Below are 19,875 nucleotides of genomic sequence, written 5' to 3' on the forward strand. Positions count from 1 at the left end.
CACCTCCGTTTACCCCTCGCCCACCACCAACACTTCCGGAACGAGCCGGACACGGTATTGTTTTTCCACCGTATTCATAACATGTTCCATGAGGTTTAGGACGTCCTGCGCTGTAGCATTGCCGCAGTTGACGATGAAGTTGGCGTGTATTTCTGACACCTGCGCTCCGCCCAGCCTGAAGCCTTTAAGGCCTGCGCGCTCAATCAGCCTTCCTGCGTGGTTGCCCGGCGGATTGCGGAATACACTACCGGCACAAGGCATATTCAGCGGCTGGCTTTTGCGTCGTCTGTCTTTATGTTCAGCCATAAAGTGGGCAATTTCCTTTCGATCTCCGTGCGCCAATTGAAAGACAGCCTCGGTGACAATCCCACCGGAAGACTGCAGTATAGAAGTCCGGTAAGCAAAGGCAAAATCTTCAGGTGTCATGCGGACAAAGTCTCCATTATCAAGCAGCACTTCAGCATTTTTCAGTATGCGTGATACATCAGATCCATGCGCACCAGCGTTCATGTAAACCGCTCCTCCGACAGTACCGGGAATACCGCCGGCGAATTCAAGGCCCGTCAGCCCTTCCTTCCCTGCCATCACCGCCAGCTTTATAAGTGAATAACCTGCACCCGCCCGCACCTCGCCATCTTTTATTGATAGATGACTGAATCCGTCCGATAGCTTAAACACTACACCGCGTATTCCCCCATCGCGTACAAGCAGATTTGAACCTCTACCAAGCACCCGCCACGGTACTTGATGCTTGTGAACGATTTTCATACTGCGGGATAAAGCCGATTTATCAGTAGGTTCTATGAAAATATCCGCAGGTCCGCCAATTTTCCAAGTGGTATGGCTGGACAGCGGCTCGTTTACCAGCACTGTTCCAATATTTGCTTCTTCAAGTTCTCTTATTAGTTTCTGCATGCGAGAACCTCCTTTCATGAATGCCGTTGCCAAAAATCTGTGTGGGTCACGCGCCTAGAATAAGGTATGCCTGCAGCACCTTGTGTGTTCCATTTAAAGCTTTGTTATCGCGTTTAATTCTTTATAGACCTTCGTCGCCGCATCCGGCAGCCCGAGGGAGCTGGATGCTCTGCGCATTGCTTGTTCCCTGGCTCTGTCGCTAAGAATGGAGCTGATTTCATTCATTAGTTTTCGGCCGTTCAGTTCGGTCTCAAGTATAACACTGGCGGCACCTTCACTTTCCAGCCACCTGGCATTCTTCTCCTGATGGTTATTCGTTACATAAGGGGATGGAATAAGGATAGATGGCAGTCCCAGTGCCGTAATTTCCGCCAGAAAGGATGCGCCTGCCCGGTTCACAATCAGATCGATGCCCGCAAGCACTTCAGGCATGTTGTAGATAAAAGGCCGCACAAGCAGATTAGAAGGCGTTTTTCCTTTTATCAGCTCCATAACCGTCGCATAATGGCTGTCTCCAGTTACATAAATAAAATAATATCCTGGATAGTCTTTCATCATCGGGATCATCTCCAGCACCGCGTCATTGATCGGACGCGCGCCCTGGCTGCCGCCTACGATAAGAATGTATTTCTTGCCCCCAGGCAGCTTTAAAGAAGCACGCCCCCTTCTTCCATCAGAGAGCGAGACCTCTGTTGCCCGCGGATTGCCCGTCAAAACTGTTTTTTCTGAGGGAAAATATTCGGACGACCCTGCAAAACTAACGGCTATTCGATCCGTATATCTGGATAAAAATTTATTTGTAAGGCCTGGAATTACATTTTGTTCATGAATTAAGGTGGGAATGTGCATCGAACTTGCCGCATATACGACAGGACCGCACACATACCCGCCGGTGCCGACTACCACGTCGGGTTTAAATTCTTTAATGTAACGTCTTGCTTGATGCGTCGCTTTAAGAAAACGAAAAATCGTCATGAAATTATCCACAGATACAGTTCGCTTGAAGCCTGTGATAGAGACAGATTTAAACGGAATGTGCGATTTAGGGACTAAGTTGGACTCCAGCCCTGCCTGCGTGCCAATATAAAGCACCTTTGAATTCGGTTCCCGACGCTTGACTTCGTTTATGAGGGCCAGCGCAGGATAAATATGCCCGCCGGTGCCACCCCCGCTTATTACGATTTTCATTCTAGACACCCACTCTACTCATAGCTTTTTAAGGCTTCCCACCTGCACGAACCCAAGGAGTGTCTTGCGTGTTCTAACTGTAAAATTCCCGCTATGCACGTGAATAGCGGGAAATGTTAAGCAGCACGCCAATGCCGGTGAGCATTAAAGTAAGCGATGACCCTCCATAGCTTAAAAATGGAAGCGTAATGCCGGTTACGGGAAACATCCCGGTTACAACGCCGACATTAATGATAACTTGTATGGCTACCATTCCGACGATGCCGGCTGCCAGTAGGCTGCCAAATAAATCCTGAGCCATGGCTGCCACACGCATCCCCCGCCACAGCAGAAGCAGGAATAGGAGGAGTACGGTTGCGGCTCCAATGAGACCTAACTCTTCAGCTAGTATGGAGAAAATAAAATCGTTATAAGGTTCGGGAAGATACAGGAATTTCTGGCGGCTCATGCCTATGCCCAGCCCCATGATCCCTCCTGGCCCTATCGCATAGAGCGATTGAATGATCTGGTAACCCGTTCCCTGCGGATCTTGCCAGGGATCGATAAAAGCTGTTATTCGCTTCATGCGATAAGGTGCGGCCAGAATCAATCCGGCAAAACCCAGTACACCAAGCGATGCCAATCCTAATAGGTGGCCATTTCTTGCACCCGCAATAAAAATCATAAGGACCGATGTTCCAAGCAGCACGGTTCCGGTTCCCAAATCCGGCTGCAGCATAATCATGCCAAAGGCCAGGCATACTACGCCAAGTGTCGGCACCAGTCCCTTGCGAAAACTGACAATGAGTTTCTGATTATCAGAGAGCCATTTAGCGAGAAAGGCCGCCATCGCGAGCTTTGTGAATTCAGCCGGCTGAATGCCGAATGCCCCCACACCAAGCCAGCTTTTTGCACCATTTACCTCGCGGCCTATCAGCAAAACAACAGCCAGTAAAACAAAACAAATGATGAGTCCGGTTTTTGCCCATTTCTTCCAAACCCAATAATCTACATTCATTGTAACAAACATAGCAATAACCCCAAGGCCGGCAAAAAGAAGCTGCCTTTTAGTAAAAAAGAACGGGTCGCCCATTTTAGCTGCAACAACAGCGCTTGAACTGTAAACCATAACAACGCCCACGGCGAGCAGGACAAGCGTGACCACAATAATGATAAAATCAGGGGCAGAACGGGCCTTAGCCAAACGAAACACCTCAACATAGCAGGATTAGCCGGGCCCGTCTTCACCTAACTGCCTGACACTGGGAGGAAACAGGCTACCGGCTTGTTTTAAGCTTATGCACGGATTCCTTAAAAATGCTTCCCCGCTCTTCAAACGATTTGTACATGTCCCAGCTGGCACAAGCAGGAGAGAGAAGTACAACATCGCCAGGATGAGCGATCAGGTGGGCACTCGCAACCGCGTCCCTAACATTATCGACGCGCTTAATGATCTTAATCCCTGCCTCGGTGCCTCTCTTAGCCAATATTTCAGCTGTCTGTCCGTAAACAACCAACCCGCTTGCATGTTCCTTTAGCAACGGAACCAACTCTTTAAAATCAATTCCCCTGTCAAGGCCTCCCGCAATTAGTACAATCGGCTCCTTGAACGCACGCAGCGCCGGAATAGCGGCAGCGGGATTGGTTGCTTTGGAGTCATTGTAGTATTTCACACCGTTAATTTCGGCTACAAATTCGATGCGGTGCTCGACGCCCGCAAACGAGCGCAGAACATGGGCTATAGCCTGGGCACTGGCCCCTGCAGCCCTGGCGATGCTTACCGCTGCAAGTACATTTTCCAGGTTGTGGCCTCCGGGCAGAGCAATTTCCTCTACTCTTATAATACGCTCAACCTCTGGGGAATCTGCTAATTTATCTTGAAGCGGCCCCGCAGCCGGTTTCTTAAACACAACAAAACCGTCCTTTACAAAGCTGCCCTGTGCAATTTCCTCTTTTACACTAAACCAGAGGATCGCTGCTTTCGTATAGGCTGCGGCAGAACATGTGCCTTCGTTATCATAATTTAGGACCGCTATATCTTCCTCACGCTGGTTTACAAGTAAATTGAACTTGCTATGTATGTAATCCTCTTTCGTCTTATGATAATCCAGATGCGCATCGTACACATTCAGAATGCAGGCAATCTGTGGCCGGAAGTCCCTGGTGCCCTTCAACTGAAAACTACTCAACTCCGCTACGAGGATTTGATCCGATGTAACGGTCACCGCCTGTTCACTCAGTACCGTGCCAATATTGCCGGCAACTACCGGTGAGAGAGTGGCTTCTCGCAAAATTTCGCCAACGAGCGTCGTTGTAGTGGTCTTCCCGTTTGAACCGGTAATCCCAATAATCGGCGCATCAGACAGCAGATAAGCAATTTCGACCTCTGTAATAACCGGTATTTTTAACGCTAGGGCAGCACGGACAGGAGCCACCGTATAAGGAATACCCGGATTTTTGATTACCAAGTCAACCGATTCATCGAGTAAATCATCAGGGTGATAACCGCATATAACCGGTATTCCAAGACGTTCTAATTCTTCAACCCCCGCGGCTTCTTCACGCGGTTTCTTGTCGTTAACCGTTACAGTAGCGCCGAATTGTTTCATAAGTTTTGCAACTGCCACACCGCTCTTCGCTAGGCCCAGCACTACGATCTTTTTCCCGGCAAACTGTTTGCCTTTTTCTTTTGACATTACCTTAACACCTCAATATAAACACCCAGGCCCGCACAGACTAAACCGGCCAGCCAGAAGGTGACCACAACGCGCCACTCCGACCATCCGCCAAGCTCAAAGTGATGGTGGATCGGACTCATGCGAAACACCCGTTTTTTTCGTGTTTTAAATGATATAACTTGTATGATCACCGACAGCGTCTCGACAACAAACACACCGCCGATTAGAATGAGCAGTATTTCTGTTTTCGTCAAAATAGCAATGCCTGCAAGCGCTCCGCCCAGGGCGAGCGATCCGGTATCGCCCATAAAAACCCGCGCAGGGTGCGCGTTAAATACAAGAAACCCAAGTACAGCTCCTACTATCGCGGCAGAGAAAATCGCCACATTCATCTGGCTGCCCATCCAGGCGATTACGGCATAGGCGCTAAAAGCGATCGCGCTGGTGCCCGCCAGCAGGCCATCCAGACCGTCTGTGAGATTGACGGCATTCGATGAACCCAGCGTAATAATGATCACCAGCGGAAGGTAAAACCAGCCAAGATCAAAACCAATTTTCGTGCCGGGAATGCTTAAGGATGTATCGAAGCCATTAACGGTATAAACATAATAAAATATCCCACCGATAAGAAGCTGGCCAAACAATTTTTGCCGCGCAGTAAGGCCAAGATTGTGTTTGCGGGCGATTTTAATAAAGTCATCGAGAAATCCAATTAGTCCAAACCCAAGCGTTAAAAACAACAGCAGGAAAACTTCAACTGAGTGATTGGCGAATTTCCATACGGTAAAGGTCAGTGCGAGCAGGATAACAATTCCGCCCATCGTGGGTGTTCCTGCCTTTTTTTGATGACCTTTTGGCCCTTCTTCGCGTATTGCCTGACCAAATTTTAAACGTCTGAGTATTGGAATGAAAAGCGGTGCAAGCACAACAGCAATCAGAAAAGCCGCGGCAATGGAAAAAAATAAAACCCTTACTAACAAACCCCCTGCCTCCTTTCCAATTTCTCTACTGTTTTCTTTCTTTTATGGCTAACACGGCCTCTTCTTTGTCATCAAAATGAAGCACGCGATCTTTTACAATTTGGTATGTTTCATGCCCTTTTCCTGCAATGACAATGACATCCCCCGTTTTAGCCCGATTAATCGCATAACGAATAGCTTCCCGGCGGTCGGAAATAGTGGTGTACCGCTCCTGCGGGGTATCCTGCAGACCGGCAATCATATCATCCAGTATCGCATCAGGGTCCTCTGAGCGCGGGTTATCTGACGTAAGTATCGCGGTATCCGCATAACCGACCGCAATGCGGGCCATCAGCGGCCGCTTCGTTCGGTCACGGTCTCCTCCACAGCCAACAATACAGTATACGTCCTCTTCCGCAAATTCACGCACAGTTTTTAAAACATTCTCCAAGCTGTCCGGCGTATGTGCGTAATCAACTATAACGGTAAAGTCCTGACCGGCGTCAACTCGCTCAAACCGTCCACGCACACCTTCCACTGCTTCCAGGCTCTGCTTAATCTGCTTTAGTGGAATGCCTTCCGCCAAGCAAGCGGCAGTGGCGGCCAGCACGTTGTACACGTTAAAGTTGCCTATCATCTGAAGAGAGAATTCCGCGCTGCCTGCAAACGTATCAACCGAAACCTTTGTCCCGTTCGGGGTAATCCGTATGTTTGTTCCTCTTACGTTTGCTTCAGCATCAATACCGTATGTAATCACCTGGGCGGGCGTAATTCTGGCATACGTCTCACTCGCCGGATCATCTGCATTCAATATAGCAACTTTCATGCGGTCATTGTCATATTCATTTCCAAGTTGCGAAAACAATAGCCCCTTTGCGTCCCTGTATTTTTCCATTGTGCCATGATAATCAAGGTGATCCTGCGTCAGGTTAGTAAAAACAGCGGTTTTAAAACGAATTCCACGCACCCGGCCCATATCCAGTGCATGCGAGGACACTTCTATGGCGGCGTATTCCGCTCCCTTGCTCAGCATCCACGCAAAAGACTGCTGCAGATCGGCCGCCTCCGGGGTCGTGTTTTTTACTTCCTTCACTTCGTCACCGATACGCATTTCAATCGTCCCTATAATACCTGTAGGGTGGCCTGCATCTTCCAGTACTTTCTGGATCAGATGGGTGGTGGTTGTCTTTCCATTCGTCCCGGTTACCCCGATCACTTTCATGTTTCGGGTCGGCTGTCCGTAGAAACGGTCAGCAAGAATAGCCATCGCTCGCTTTATATCCGGAACGTAAACAACCGGCACGTCAACCTCGATTGCCCGCTGGGCCAGTACAGCCACAGCGCCAGCCGCAACAGCCTTCGCCGCAAAATCGTGACCGTCAACGGTAAAACCCGGCAAACAAATAAACAAATTGCCGGGTTGGATTTTGCGAGAGTCTATTTGTAATCCGGTGATCTCTACATTGGCATTTCCGGTACAGCGGGAAATCATCAAAGGTGCCAGCAACGATTCTAGCTGCATTTGTTCTTCCCTTCTTTCCCTGTGCGGCTCTTACAAAAAACCGCCTTTTAGTTAATATAATAAACACCCGCATCTATTTTAATGCTCTTTGCTTTATTTGTCACTTAGGTAAACGCGGATCTTTGTTCCTTCATCCACCCTGGTACCAGGTTGGGGAGATTGGTATAAGACCTTCGCACCCTTTCCTGCGTAATCAAGCGGAAAATCGTACTGGTTGTTGACCAATTCGTTCCTCTTCAAGCCGATCAGATTAGGGACCTGGAGAATCTTTTTGTCAGGATACTGGTATCTTTTTTCCATCTGTGATTTGCGATAAGGCACCTTCATATAGGGAAGCACGGACTCCAGTATGTTGCGGACGATCGGGGCCGCAACAACACCACCGAATTGAATGCCTTTAGGGTTGTTAATAGCCGTGTATACGATAATCTGCGGATCATCCATCGGAGCAATGCCGATAAAAGAAACGATATGCTTGCTTTTAGAGTATACACCGTTCTCAACCACCTGGGCTGTACCGGTTTTGCCGCCTACCCTGTATCCGTCTATGTAGGCGGGCCGCCCTGTTCCATTTGCAACCACACTCTCCAGGGTGCGTCTCACCTCAGCGGATGTTGCGGGAGAAATCACCCGGCGTACAAGCTGTGGCTGATTCACTGATAGTGTCTTTCCAGTCTCCGGGTCACTCCATGATTTAGCCAGATAAGGTTTCATCAGATTTCCGCCATTTACAGCAGCCGCAACAGCCTCCACCTGCTGGATCGGTGTTACGGAAACCCCCTGGCCGAACGAGGTTGTTGCCAATTCTACCGGACCAACCCGCTTTAGCGGAAACAGCACGCCGTTCTCCTCGCCCATCAAGTCTATGCCCGTTTTCTTGCCGAATCCAAACTGATTGATATAATGGAAAAGCCTATCTTTGCCAACCCGCTGCCCCATTAATACAAAGCCAGGGTTGCATGAGTTCTCAACCCCCTGAAGGAACGTCTCGTGCCCATGCCCGCCCCGTTTCCAGCAGCGAAGTGTTGCACCCGCTACCTTAATGAAGCCTGGATCATCAAATGTATCTTTATCCAGGTTTACTTTCTTATCCTCAAGCGCCGCAGCCAGCGTAATAATTTTAAACGTTGAACCTGGCTCATAGGTTTTCCAGATAGGCAGGTTTCGGTTAATGGTCTCTATTGGATATTCTTTATAGCGCTCGGGATCGTAATCAGGCCGGCTGGCCATCCCAAGCACTTCCCCCGTTTTTGGCGATACAGCCACCACAAGCGCGTCTTCGGGCTGGTATACCGTCATAGCCTGGTCAAGCTCCCTTTCAATCACCGCCTGGATATTAGCATCAATCGTCAAGTGAAGATCGAGGCCATCTGTAGGCGGGGTAAACTCTTCACTTAAACCCGGCATCATCTCACCCTTGGCATTCGTGTAATAAGAAATGCTGCCTGGCTTGCCTTTGAGCTTCTGGTCATACACCCGCTCAACCCCGGTTAAACCCTGGTTGTCGATTCCTGTGAAACCGAGTATGTGAGAGGCAAACGCACCACGGGGATAGTAGCGCTGCGAATCTTCGATCAGTTCAATGCCGGGCAGATTTAGCGCAAGGATCTGGTTCGCCTGCTCCTGCGAGATTTTCCGGCCCCCCGGTACAAATACCTTGCTTTGTCGGACTTTAATTTTGTTAAAGATGGTTTGCTCGCTTTCTTTTAAAATCGGCGCCAGCTTCTGGGCAACTCCTTTAGGGTCCTTAATTTGTACCGGGAGTGCCATGACAGTTGGCACGCTTATATTGTAGGCGAGCAGCTCACCATTTCTGTCGTAAATCCGGCCGCGTTTTGCTCCGAAAGGGAGATCCCGGCTCCACAAATTTTGCGCGTTTTTGCTTAGCCAGTTTCCCCTCCACACCTGTACATACACCAGCCGCGCTATAAGAAGGGAAAACAAAACTGCCCCGATTAGTAAAGCGATAAAGATACGGCGTCTGACTGTGACTCCTGAAACGCGCACGCTTCTTCTCCCCCTTGGACAATAGTTTTCTCACTCTACACTATTCGTCCAGCAAAGGAGATAGAACAAGCTTTATCCCGCAGGATTCTGAGAAGCCGGCGGCGGAATTTCAGACTTAGGGGCCATCTCAACATTGAGGGTATCGCCCTTCTTAATGGTTATGCCCACCGGCAGGCTTTGCGCAGTTACAAATCCTTCCCCCTGGATACCGGATACCTTAATCTGGAGCAACGCGCAAATTTCCATTACATCCCGCAAAGTTTTCCCGGTAAGATCAGGCATTTTCAAATCTTTCTTAGCGGTTAGCAGGTAGACGTCAGTACCCTTAGAAAGGACTTCGTCCTCTTTCGGATACTGGCCCAGAACCGTTCCTCCGCTTCCGAGAGTTTGGGCATGAAGGCCAAGTGCAGCCAGCTGTTTCGTTATTTTGGCCGATTGCTCGCCAACGGTTTGTGGCATGGTAACCTGATCTGTTTTCACCGTGACCGTTTTATTGGAGACGCTATTGTCAGGTGCCAGCTTTAAATACTGCAAACTGTGCTGCATCACGTATTTAAAAATTGGTGCAACAATTTGCGCGCCTGCTGCCTCGCCGATTTCCGCGTTATCGACTACGACATATACCAGCAATTTCGGGCTTTTTTTCGGGGCGAAACCGATAAATGAGTTAATGTAGCGGCCCGGCACATATTGCCCGTTGCTACCGATAAATTGAGCAGTGCCTGTTTTTCCGGCTACATCATAGCCAGGTATCGCTTCCAACTGGCCTGTCCCATTTTTCTCATTTACGACCGCACCCAGCAGGTCTCTTACCTGTTTTGATGTATTCTCAGAAATAACCCGGCGAATGACCTTTGGCTGCTTCACAGAAACAGGCTTATTCGTTTTCGGATCATCCAACTCTTTAACCAGGTACGGCTGCATTAGATTACCGCCATTTGCTACAGCGCCAACTGCCGCAACCTGCTGAATAGCTGTAACGCCAACACCCTGGCCGAAAGCCATCGCAGCCACATCCCGCGGGTAGGCCTTCTCAAAGTTCAAAATTCCCCGTGCTTCACCGGGAAGTTCAATACCCGTCTGCTGGCCAAATCCAAATTTTTGGATATACGAAAACAGTTTATCTTTTCCAAGATGGTCGTAGCCAAGCATAACAAAGGCAACATTACTCGATCGCTTGACGCCTTCCTTAAACGTAATTCTACCCCAGCCCACTCCGCCATTATGATCTTGAATAGGCTGGATATTTGGATTTTTAAACCGATATAGACCTGACATATAGGTGTCGTTTTGATTAAAAACACCTTCTTCGATGGCAGCGGACAGCGTCACAATTTTAAAGGTTGAACCCGGTTCAAAATTTGAGGATACCGCGTCATTTGCGAATCCGTTTTGGCTGTTCCAGTATGTGTTCGGGTTAAAAGCCGGCCTGTTGCCCATCGCGAGCACTTCACCTGTATTTGGATTGGTAACAATGCATGTTAGCCCTTTTACCTTGTAATGAGCCATGGCATCATCAAGTGCATCCTCTACGTATGTTTGAATCTGCCGGTCGATCGTCAGCGATACGTTGCTTCCATCTATCGCTGGTTTATAGGATTGAACCCCATCAGGCAGCTGGTTGCCCCGGCTGTCCATTTTGAAGGTAAAGCTACCTTTTTGCCCTTTCAACGCTTTGTCTTCAGAATATTCCACACCCATCTGTGCTTGTCCATCAAGGTTCGTAAACCCAACTACCTGGGAGGCCAGCGCCCCAAACGGGTAATACCGTTTCGTGTCCGGATAAACACCCACTCCTGGCAGCTTTAGAGCAGTTATTTTATCCGCGATATCCTTGGATATCTTCCATCCGGCAGGGCGGAGCTCAATTTGCCTGCTGTTCTTATTCGTCAGCTTGGGCAGAAGGGAATCCGGCGTCACCCCCAGAATTGGGGCCAGCTTCTCAACAGTCATCTGCGGATCCTTTACATAGTCGCTGCTGTTTAAGTTATCATTCGATAACGGTTTAAGCTGGGCTGTAACCGTATAAGCTTTCGATGTGTAAGCAAGTATCTGACCGTTTCGGTCGAGAATTTCACCCCGCTTTGGGTTGATCGCGTCGCTTCTTTCCCATGTCACCCTTGCCTTAGCCATTAGATTGCTTCTATCAACTGCCTGAACCCAATAGGAACGCAAAATAAGCAAAAAAAAGAGAGCAGTAAAAATCGCTCCCAATCCTAAAGTACGGTACGCAATTCTCTTTTTTACCATTTCGTTATCCCCCTAATTCGAGGCATTGTTTTTTACGATGCGGACAGTGGCTTCATTTTTGGTAAGGCCCATTTTTTCTGCAATCTGGCGGATGCGTTCCGGTTTGCTAAGCACATCTACCTGAACCTTTAAATCCGCGGTTTCATCGCCAATTTGCTTGATTTGATTCTGAACCCGGATTACCTGATAATTATAGTCTGAGATTTGTGCATAACGTGCGATGATAAATGAGCACATCGCGACTAATAACAAAATGGCTCCAAAATAAATCAGTTTCTCTGTTCCGCTGATCCCCTGTCGGATAATGACTCTCTTCTGCGTAACTACCTTTTGTTTTGGCTTTCTTTCGATGTTTGTTGCAAGATTCCCCTGGTTATAACGCCTCAACGGTACCCCTCCTGCCCGTTAGTTGATTTTTTCCGCGATGCGAAGCTTGGCTGAACGCGAACGTGGATTATCTTCTAATTCTCTGTCACCTGGCACTAACGGTTTCCTCGTAATGATTTTAAGTATCGGTTCATTACCACAGACACACTGTGGAAAGTCCGGCGGACATGTGCATCCTCTGCTGTATTCCTGATAGATTTGCTTACAGATCCTATCCTCAAGCGAGTGGAACGTTATTACACTCAACCGGCCCCCAGCTGCCAATAATGAAATACTGTCTTCCAGCGATTCTTTAAAAACATTAAGTTCATCATTAACCGCAATCCGGATCGCCTGAAACGTCCGCTTAGCCGGATGGGGGCCTGTCCGTCTGGCCGCAGCCGGTATGGCTGATTTGATGATTTCAACAAACTCCTCGGTCGTTTCGATTGGGGCTTTTTCACGCTGTTTTACAATTGACCTGGCTATACGCCGGGAAAATTTTTCTTCCCCATATTCGAATATAACTTTTGCCAGCTTATCTTCTGACCACTCATTGACAATAACAGCTGCGGTTAGAGACTGCTGCCTGTCCATCCTCATATCAAGCGGAGCATCCGCATTGTAGCTGAAACCCCGCTCAGCTTCATCAAGCTGCGGCGAAGAAACTCCCAGATCGTACAGCACACCATCCACCTGGGGAATATGTAAATCTTGCAGCACGCTCTTTATGTAACGGAAATTGCTTTTCACGAGCGTCACATGATCCATATAAGGAGCAAGGCGTTCCCTGGCGGCTTCTAAAGCTGTATCATCCTGGTCAATCGCTATCAAGCGGCCGCCTTCTGTTAATCTTGATGCGATCAGTGAACTGTGTCCGGCACCTCCCAGCGTGCAGTCTACATAAATACCCCCGGACTTAATTGCCAGTCCTTCAACGGCTTCCTGGTGCAATACGGTGATGTGATGAAACATTTCTTCTTTTCCTCCCAGCGGCACATAAATCCTACAAATCAAAATCTACAATCTTCTCAGCAATCTCGTTGAATGAGTCGGCGGACTGCGCGCAGTATGTTTCCCATACGTCCTCACTCCAAATCTCCACGCGCCTGGAGACTCCTGTTACAATACAATCTTTCTCCAGTTGTGCATGTTTTCTGAGAGCCGGAGGTATATTTACTCTTCCCTGCTTATCCAGTGAGCATTCGGTTGCTCCGGAAAAAAGCAGGCGGGTAAACGCCCGGACATCAGAACGGGTAAACGGAAGCGACGTAAGTTTCTGTTCTAGCACTTTCCACTCTTCAAGCGGGTATACAAACAAGCAATTGTCCAGCCCGCGAGTGACGACAAACACGTCGGAAAGCTGTTCACGGAACTTGGCAGGCATGGTCAGGCGGCCTTTTTCATCGATAGTATGCTGGTATTCTCCCATGAACATTACGCTTCACCCACCATTCTATCTAAGGCCCCCACTTCGCCCCACTTTCTACCACGTTACGTATTCTAGATGATAAAAAGAAATCCTTCAATAAAAATCGGATAAGTTTTGCGCAAAACTGTCGAAAACCGGTAAAAAAAATGTCGAATGGGATATTTATCCCATTCGACATCAGTGTCTAATGAACTATTCTTCTTTCCAACTGCTCAAATATTCCACTTGTTCATCTGTTAATGCATCTAAATGAATACCAAGCGCTTCCAGTTTAAGCCTTGCTACGCGTTCATCTAGTTCATAAGGCACATTTAACACATGTGGTCCAATTTCTTTGTACTTTTCATTTACATAGGCAAGGGATGCGGCTTGAAGTGCAAAAGTCATGTCCATAATTTCAGCTGGGTGGCCGTCGCCTGCGGCCAGGTTCACCAGGCGCCCCTCAGCAAGCAGATAAATTTTACGGCCGTTTTTCATCGCATACTCTTCGATATCCTTACGCACGGTACGCCTGGATACAGCTAATTTTTCCAGCTCAGGCTTATTGATCTCGACATCGAAGTGGCCAGCGTTAGAGAGGATGGCCCCATCCTTCATCACATTCATATGTTCCCCGCGAATAACATCCTTGTTGCCTGTAACGGTTATAAAATAGTCGCCATGCTTGGCTGCTTCTGCCATTGGCATTACTTCAAATCCATCCATGTAGGCTTCAATTGCTTTAATGCCATCCACTTCTGTTACAACAACCTTTGCGCCAAGCCCTTTCGCGCGAAGCGCCACACCGCGGCCGCACCAACCATACCCTACAACCACTACTGTTTTGCCGGCTACCACCAGGTTGGTTGTCCGGTTAATGCCGTCCCACACAGACTGGCCTGTACCGTATCGGTTATCAAAGAGGTATTTGCAAAATGCATCGTTAACCGCAATCATCGGAAAAGACAACTTACCTGATTTCGCCAGCGCACGGTTGCGGATAACGCCTGTGGTTGTTTCTTCGCATCCCCCGCGAACCTGGCCTGCAAGATCCGGGCGCTCGGAATGAAGAATGGTAACCAGGTCTCCGCCGTCATCAATAATGAGATCCGGCTTCGTTTCCAATGTTTTCATCAGATGTTCCTTGTATTCTTCGGGCTCTGGATTGTATTTGGCAAATACGGTAATGCCGTCTTCCACAAGCGCTGCGGCTACGTCATCCTGGGTCGAAAGCGGGTTGCTTCCTGTAATGGTTACGTCAGCTCCGCCTGCTTTCACTACTTTAGCCAAATACGCGGTTTTCGCTTCAAGATGAAGAGATATCGCCACCTTCAAGCCCTTAAACGGCTGTTCTTTTTCAAACTGCTCGCGAATGCGATTTAAAACCGGCATATGCTCCTTAACCCAGTCAATTTTTAGATGGCCATTCGGTGCCAGGCTCATATCACGTACAATGCTTTTTTCACTCGTATTCAAATTTGTGGCCTCCTTGATCTCAGTCCATGAATGCGGCGATATGATCGCCGGTTATTTCAAAAGGGTAACGGATGAATTGTTCAAACCAATCCATGCCAAATCTGTTCAAATAACCAAATATATTGTAAACGCGTTCCTGTGGTTTGTCCATCGGAAACAGTTCCGCTGCGATTCTATCAAAGTGACGCAGCACAACATCGTTCTTGTTGATAAAAGACATTTCTACTTTTCGTTCATAATAGGCGACCTGGTCAAGAATGCGCTTGAGATTTTTCTGGCCCAGGGTAAAGAGCCCCTTCTCAATGGATTCGACCTCTTCAATAAGCGGAACGTAAATCTTTTCAAATTCTCCCCTGACCGCAGCAAACCGATCTTCAATCCCGATGGTATCCAGCGATTTCAGTGCTTCTTCCCGTTTATCATGGAGTGAGAAAAAAATATCCTGTAAGCTCAAGCCGTGCTTATTCATGTGTTTTTGCACGGTATGGTCCAGCAGAGAAAAACCGAGACGCGGCAAAAGGATCGGCAAGTCAAGATCAAGCAGTTCAAAATAATCTTTATAGAGCCCCCAATAACTAATTTCCCCGGGGCCCCCAACATAGGCAAGCGTGGGAAAGATCAATTCCTGCATAAGCGGGCGGGAAACAACGTTCGCACTAAACTGCTCAGGGTTCTCATCAAGCAAGGCCAGCAGCTGTTTAGCGGAATATCTTTCTCTGCCATCCCTTGTTTGAAACATGCCATTCGGCAGGCGTTCTACCCCAACACGTTCTCCTTCACGGTACAGGAAAAATTGAGCGTTGTCCCCAGCTGTTTCAACCTGCATATGGTAGCCCGCATCCAGCAGCCTCTCGCCCTGGGCTAATACCCGCTGGTTAATCTCTTCATTATAGCGAATGATCCGGGAGAAGCCCTTTTTCTCAAGCTCGCGCATAAACGGCGAAGCGGAATCGACAAGGATGAGTCCCTGTTCGCCAAGAAGCCAGGCCATGGTCCGCGCAAAGAAATCGGACAGGGTAGAGGACAAGCCGGCGAATTCATATAGCTTCCCTTTTAGCTCAACCGTATATTCAGACGGAAGCTGCAATGCAAAAAATTCATCAATGTAGCCGTGAAGCTGTGCGGCATCGACTGTTAGATGGCTGACGGATGCCCTTTTGGCGTCAGCAAAATCCAACGCCAGCTTCTTAGGCTCCATTCCATCCATAACGTATACGTGATTCGCTTCATCTATATCATGGTCTTCCCCTGCTATCCAGAACACCGGGACGATTTCTGCCCCCAGTTTTTCAGCCTGTTCCCTAGCAACCTGCAGAACAGTTAGAGCCTTGTATATGGTATACAGCGGCCCTGTAAGAATGCCTGCCTGCTGTCCGGTAACAACAGCATACGTGGTGTCGTGCCGCAGCTTTTCTATATTCTCGATGGCATTTGCATGATTTCCAATGGAAAGGTTGTAGGAGCGAAGGCCTTCTACGAGCTGCTCTCTGTGTGTAAAGGTCCTGTTTCGCAGCTTCTGGTGTCTTATTTGCCAACTTTCCTGCAGATAAGGTTCATATGTATAAAAAGCTGAAACTTTGTTGTAGTCATAAACATAGTCGTGCGTTAATTTTTGCGATAAAGGAAGTCGCAGTTTTTCAAGGCGCACCCGTATTTCCCCCTCTTACTTTGCTCAAAGACAACGATAATTTAGCAATATCTAGTATAGCCGTAAACGAAAGAAAAAGGAAACAGCTTAACTGCCGTTTCCTGTCTATGAGGTCCGCAACATATTGTTAATTAGGCTCATTACGTACTGTTCATTTTTAGCTTTCTCTGCCGGAAACCACATGCCAATACGGGTTACAGCTGCAATGTAGGTTAACACATGGCGTTCCGTGACATCGCTGGCTGTACCCAGTTCTTCAAACACCCTGCGCAGATGCCTTTTCAACTGGTCATGAGCAAGCGCCTGCGCCTTCTGCCCTTCATCACGAAGAATGGAGCTTCGATTCGGATCTTCCACAATTTCATGCCACATGCTCATGTGCTGTGCAACAAATTCAAAAAGCCTATCGGTTATCCGGCCTATCTTTTCCTTTGGAGGCCTGTTTTCTTCCGTTAATTGCGCAATGGCCCGGTCCAATTCCTGCCATTGCTGGCTGAGTATATCTTGATAAAGCGCGGCCTTAGTCGGATAGTAATTGTAGATGGTGCCGACAGCAATCCCTGCTTCCTTTGCTATGGAACGCATATCTGCATCCCGGTACCCTTTATCTATGAATATTTTATTGGCGGCAGCTAAAATCCGCTGCTGAAAGGACTGAACCATATCTATTTATACCCCTTATTCTATTTCGATACTCTGATGATAGCACAATCAGCAGAGATCGGGAAACGTACAGTAAGGGGGAGTGGCATGGCCCGTGATGTTTTCTTATACGGGATACACCGGATGTTTGCGGTGGCTGAATATCATCTGTTTATCCGCATATACAGCAAGGCGGCCAATTAATTCCTGGCGAAGGGCGCTTCCTTTAATGATACCGTCGATAATCAGTTCAGATGCCAGACGGTAAATATCAATATCTTCCTGGTACTCCCTGCGCTTCTCCATGACGAAAGCGTGGCGTTCTTTCGGGTCTTCAATGGCATTAATTTTATTGCTGTACACAGCATTTACAGCAGCTTCAGGACCCATAACAGCAATCTGTGCGGTAGGCAGAGCCAGGCAGCAGTCCGGTTCAAACGCGGGACCGGCCATCGCATACAGCCCCGCTCCATACGCTTTGCGGACAATGATAGATATTTTCGGAACCGTCGCCTGGGACATGGCTGAAATCATTTTTGCACCGTGGCGGATAATGCCTGCCCGTTCGACTTTCGTGCCAATCATAAAACCCGGCACATCCGCCAGAAAAACAACGGGAATGCTGTAAGCATCGCACAGATTGATAAAGCGTGCGGCCTTATCCGCAGAATCAACAAACAGCACACCGCCTTTGACCCTCGGCTGGTTTGCGATAAGCCCTACCGGTTTTCCGTCCAGGCGCGCAAATCCAGTTATCAGTTCACCAGCAAACAGTTTTTTCATTTCATAAAAAGAATCTTCGTCGATCACCGCATCGATTAATTCATACATATTAAACGGAGCATTTTGGTTTGTTGGCACAATTTCTTCGATAGTCCGGCTTTCTTTTGGTGCCTTTTGTTGAGCGGTCGGAGGCTTTTTCTGGTAATTCGCGGGAAAATAAGAAAGATACCTTCGAGCGGAATCAATAGCTTCTTGTTCCGTCGCTGCCAGTACATCTCCGCACCCGCTTACCGAACAGTGCATACGCGCTCCGCCCATTTCTTCAAGTGTCACTTTCTCACCAATTACCATTTCCGCCATACGCGGAGAACCAAGGTACATGCTGGCATTTCCTTCAACCATAATGACTACATCACAAAATGCCGGAATATACGCACCACCTGCTGCGGACGGGCCAAACAACACGCATACCTGCGGAATCATCCCCGATAATTTCACTTGATTGTAAAAAATTCTGCCCGCTCCCCGCCTGCCCGGAAACATCTCAATCTGGTCCGTGATGCGCGCTCCCGCTGAATCAACCAGATAAATCATGGGAACCTGCATTTTTTCAGCTTTCTCCTGGATACGGATGATTTTCTCAACCGTGCGCGATCCCCACGATCCTGCTTTTACAGTGGAATCGTTCGCCATGACGCACACCGTCTGGCCATTTACCTTGCCAATGGCTGTCACCACGCCATCTGCCGGAAGATCACCCGCCATAAAATTGGCGAACAACCCATCTTCTAGCTGAAACTCATCATCGAATAACAGCTTAAGCCTGTCACGCACAAACAGTTTCTTCATCTCTTGATTCTTCGCATGATACTTCGCAGCCCCGCCTTCGTACACTTTGGCCACGCGATCCCCCAGTTCCTTCTCAAGTGCAGGTTTAACATTAGGTGTGCTCATTTTTTATCCCTCCTGCTGATTTCATTGCAGCCAACACTTTAGATTGGAGCTTACGGCCCAACACCCGTTCCATAAATTTCCCGGCCGCTGCCAGTTTTTCCAGCTCAATTCCTGTATGCAGGCCCATTTGATGCAGCATATTCACCAAATCCTCCGTGGAAATGTTGCCCGAAGCGCCCGGTGCATACGGACAGCCGCCAAGCCCGGCTATCGAGCTGTCAAATGTCCGAATACCTGCTTCGAGGGCAGCATAAACGTTGGCCAGCCCCATTCCCTTTGTATCATGAAAATGACCGGCCAGCTTATCGCTGCCAAATAGGCTGATCAGTGAGCTGAAGCTTTGCTTTACCTCCCGCGGATTTCCCACCCCGATGGTATCGCCGATGGAAACTTCGTAAACGCCCATATTTAGCAGCTGTTCTGTAACTTTAACCACCGAGGCAAGCGGAACTTCGCCCTCGAATGGGCAGCCAAATGCAGTAGATACATACCCTCTAACCCGCATCCCTTTTGCATGTGCCACTTCAGCCACTTCGCGCAGAACCGGGAATGTCTCGTCGATCGATTTATTAATATTGTTTTTGTTGTGGGACTCACTAGAAGACATAAAAATCGCGATTTCTTGAATACCAGCCTCGCGTGCACGTTCAAGGCCGCGAACATTGGGCACAAGTGCGCTGTAGACCACACCTTCCTCGCGCCTTATTTTCGTGGCAACTTCTTTTGAATCAGACAGCTGCGGAATCCACTTCGGGTTCACAAAGGATGTGGCTTCAATCTTCTTAACGCCAGCCCTGACCAATCGCTCAATCAGTTCGATTTTAACTTCCGTCTGGATCATTTCTTTTTCATTTTGAAGCCCATCGCGAGGACCCACTTCGAAAATGGTTATATGGTTATCAGACAATGGCAGTCTCTCCCCCCTCTATTCAAGTTCGAGCAATGCATCCCCTTCATTGACAAAATCCCCTGGACCCACTTTAATCTTCGTCACTTTTCCAGCACTTTCTGCAGCTACAGGGACTTCCATCTTCATGGATTCAAGCATGACAACATCCTGCCCCACCTGCACTTCATCGCCTTCATTAACTAACACCTGAATAACTGTGCCGGCCATAGTTGCTGCTACTTCTTTCATTGTTTTACCCTCCGATCGC

General features: G+C 48.4%; 17 protein-coding genes. All 17 read right to left on the bottom strand.

Translation table 11 applies throughout. From position 1 onward, the window contains the following. Nucleotides 1-9 precede the first annotated feature (9 nt). The gene (gene murB / locus PP175_RS16925) at nucleotides 10-915 is read right to left on the bottom strand and encodes a UDP-N-acetylmuramate dehydrogenase (protein ID WP_272439486.1); all 906 of its coding nucleotides are present in this window, start codon (nucleotides 913-915) and stop codon (nucleotides 10-12) included. A gap of 93 nt (nucleotides 916-1,008) precedes the next feature. After that, on the bottom strand, nucleotides 1,009-2,103 hold the full coding sequence (gene murG, locus PP175_RS16930) for an undecaprenyldiphospho-muramoylpentapeptide beta-N-acetylglucosaminyltransferase (RefSeq protein ID WP_272439487.1): 1,095 nt from the start codon (nucleotides 2,101-2,103) through the stop codon (nucleotides 1,009-1,011). 91 nt (nucleotides 2,104-2,194) lie between these two features. Beyond that, nucleotides 2,195-3,286, bottom strand: a complete 1,092-nt coding sequence (spoVE, locus tag PP175_RS16935) for a stage V sporulation protein E (RefSeq protein ID WP_272439488.1) — start codon at nucleotides 3,284-3,286, stop codon at nucleotides 2,195-2,197. 73 nt (nucleotides 3,287-3,359) lie between these two features. After that, nucleotides 3,360-4,778, bottom strand: coding sequence for a UDP-N-acetylmuramoyl-L-alanine--D-glutamate ligase (gene murD / locus PP175_RS16940; RefSeq protein ID WP_272439489.1), 1,419 nt, complete (start codon nucleotides 4,776-4,778; stop codon nucleotides 3,360-3,362). Beyond that, a complete protein-coding gene (gene mraY / locus PP175_RS16945; protein WP_272439490.1) occupies nucleotides 4,778-5,740 on the bottom strand; it encodes a phospho-N-acetylmuramoyl-pentapeptide-transferase in 963 nt (320 codons plus the stop codon). The genes murD and mraY overlap by 1 nt, the downstream gene beginning before the upstream one ends. Before the next feature lie 25 nt (nucleotides 5,741-5,765). After that, nucleotides 5,766-7,241, bottom strand: a complete 1,476-nt coding sequence (locus PP175_RS16950; RefSeq protein WP_272439491.1) for a UDP-N-acetylmuramoyl-L-alanyl-D-glutamate--2,6-diaminopimelate ligase — start codon at nucleotides 7,239-7,241, stop codon at nucleotides 5,766-5,768. 93 nt (nucleotides 7,242-7,334) lie between these two features. Then, nucleotides 7,335-9,248 carry a stage V sporulation protein D gene (locus PP175_RS16955; protein ID WP_272439492.1) on the bottom strand — a complete coding sequence of 638 codons (1,914 nt, stop codon included), beginning with the start codon at nucleotides 9,246-9,248 and terminating at the stop codon, nucleotides 7,335-7,337. A 72-nt stretch (nucleotides 9,249-9,320) separates the two neighbouring features. After that, complete coding sequence (locus PP175_RS16960; protein ID WP_272439493.1) at nucleotides 9,321-11,498, bottom strand: PASTA domain-containing penicillin-binding protein; 2,178 nt, start codon at nucleotides 11,496-11,498, stop codon at nucleotides 9,321-9,323. Between the two features lie 12 nt (nucleotides 11,499-11,510). Continuing rightward, nucleotides 11,511-11,885, bottom strand: coding sequence for a cell division protein FtsL (gene ftsL, locus PP175_RS16965; protein ID WP_272439494.1), 375 nt, complete (start codon nucleotides 11,883-11,885; stop codon nucleotides 11,511-11,513). Nucleotides 11,886-11,903: 18 nt separating this feature from the next. Beyond that, entirely contained in the window at nucleotides 11,904-12,839 is a 936-nt protein-coding gene (gene rsmH / locus PP175_RS16970; protein WP_272439495.1) for a 16S rRNA (cytosine(1402)-N(4))-methyltransferase RsmH, read from the bottom strand. 31 nt (nucleotides 12,840-12,870) lie between these two features. Further along, nucleotides 12,871-13,302 carry a division/cell wall cluster transcriptional repressor MraZ gene (gene mraZ / locus PP175_RS16975; RefSeq protein ID WP_272439496.1) on the bottom strand — a complete coding sequence of 144 codons (432 nt, stop codon included), beginning with the start codon at nucleotides 13,300-13,302 and terminating at the stop codon, nucleotides 12,871-12,873. Between the two features lie 186 nt (nucleotides 13,303-13,488). Further along, nucleotides 13,489-14,751: an adenosylhomocysteinase gene (locus PP175_RS16980; RefSeq protein ID WP_272439497.1), complete on the bottom strand. Its 1,263-nt coding sequence runs from the start codon at nucleotides 14,749-14,751 to the stop codon at nucleotides 13,489-13,491. Nucleotides 14,752-14,770: 19 nt separating this feature from the next. After that, entirely contained in the window at nucleotides 14,771-16,399 is a 1,629-nt protein-coding gene (gene bshC, locus PP175_RS16985; RefSeq protein WP_272439498.1) for a bacillithiol biosynthesis cysteine-adding enzyme BshC, read from the bottom strand. A 105-nt stretch (nucleotides 16,400-16,504) separates the two neighbouring features. Beyond that, nucleotides 16,505-17,062, bottom strand: a complete 558-nt coding sequence (locus PP175_RS16990) for a TetR/AcrR family transcriptional regulator (protein ID WP_272439499.1) — start codon at nucleotides 17,060-17,062, stop codon at nucleotides 16,505-16,507. Nucleotides 17,063-17,167: 105 nt separating this feature from the next. Beyond that, entirely contained in the window at nucleotides 17,168-18,718 is a 1,551-nt protein-coding gene (locus tag PP175_RS16995; RefSeq protein ID WP_272439500.1) for an acyl-CoA carboxylase subunit beta, read from the bottom strand. After that, nucleotides 18,705-19,625: a hydroxymethylglutaryl-CoA lyase gene (locus PP175_RS17000; protein WP_272439501.1), complete on the bottom strand. Its 921-nt coding sequence runs from the start codon at nucleotides 19,623-19,625 to the stop codon at nucleotides 18,705-18,707. The genes PP175_RS16995 and PP175_RS17000 overlap by 14 nt, the downstream gene beginning before the upstream one ends. A gap of 18 nt (nucleotides 19,626-19,643) precedes the next feature. Then, nucleotides 19,644-19,856: an acetyl-CoA carboxylase biotin carboxyl carrier protein subunit gene (locus PP175_RS17005; protein ID WP_272439502.1), complete on the bottom strand. Its 213-nt coding sequence runs from the start codon at nucleotides 19,854-19,856 to the stop codon at nucleotides 19,644-19,646. Nucleotides 19,857-19,875 lie beyond the last annotated feature (19 nt).

The organism is Aneurinibacillus sp. Ricciae_BoGa-3 (genome assembly GCF_028421645.1).
GTDB lineage: Bacteria > Bacillota > Bacilli > Aneurinibacillales > Aneurinibacillaceae > Aneurinibacillus_B.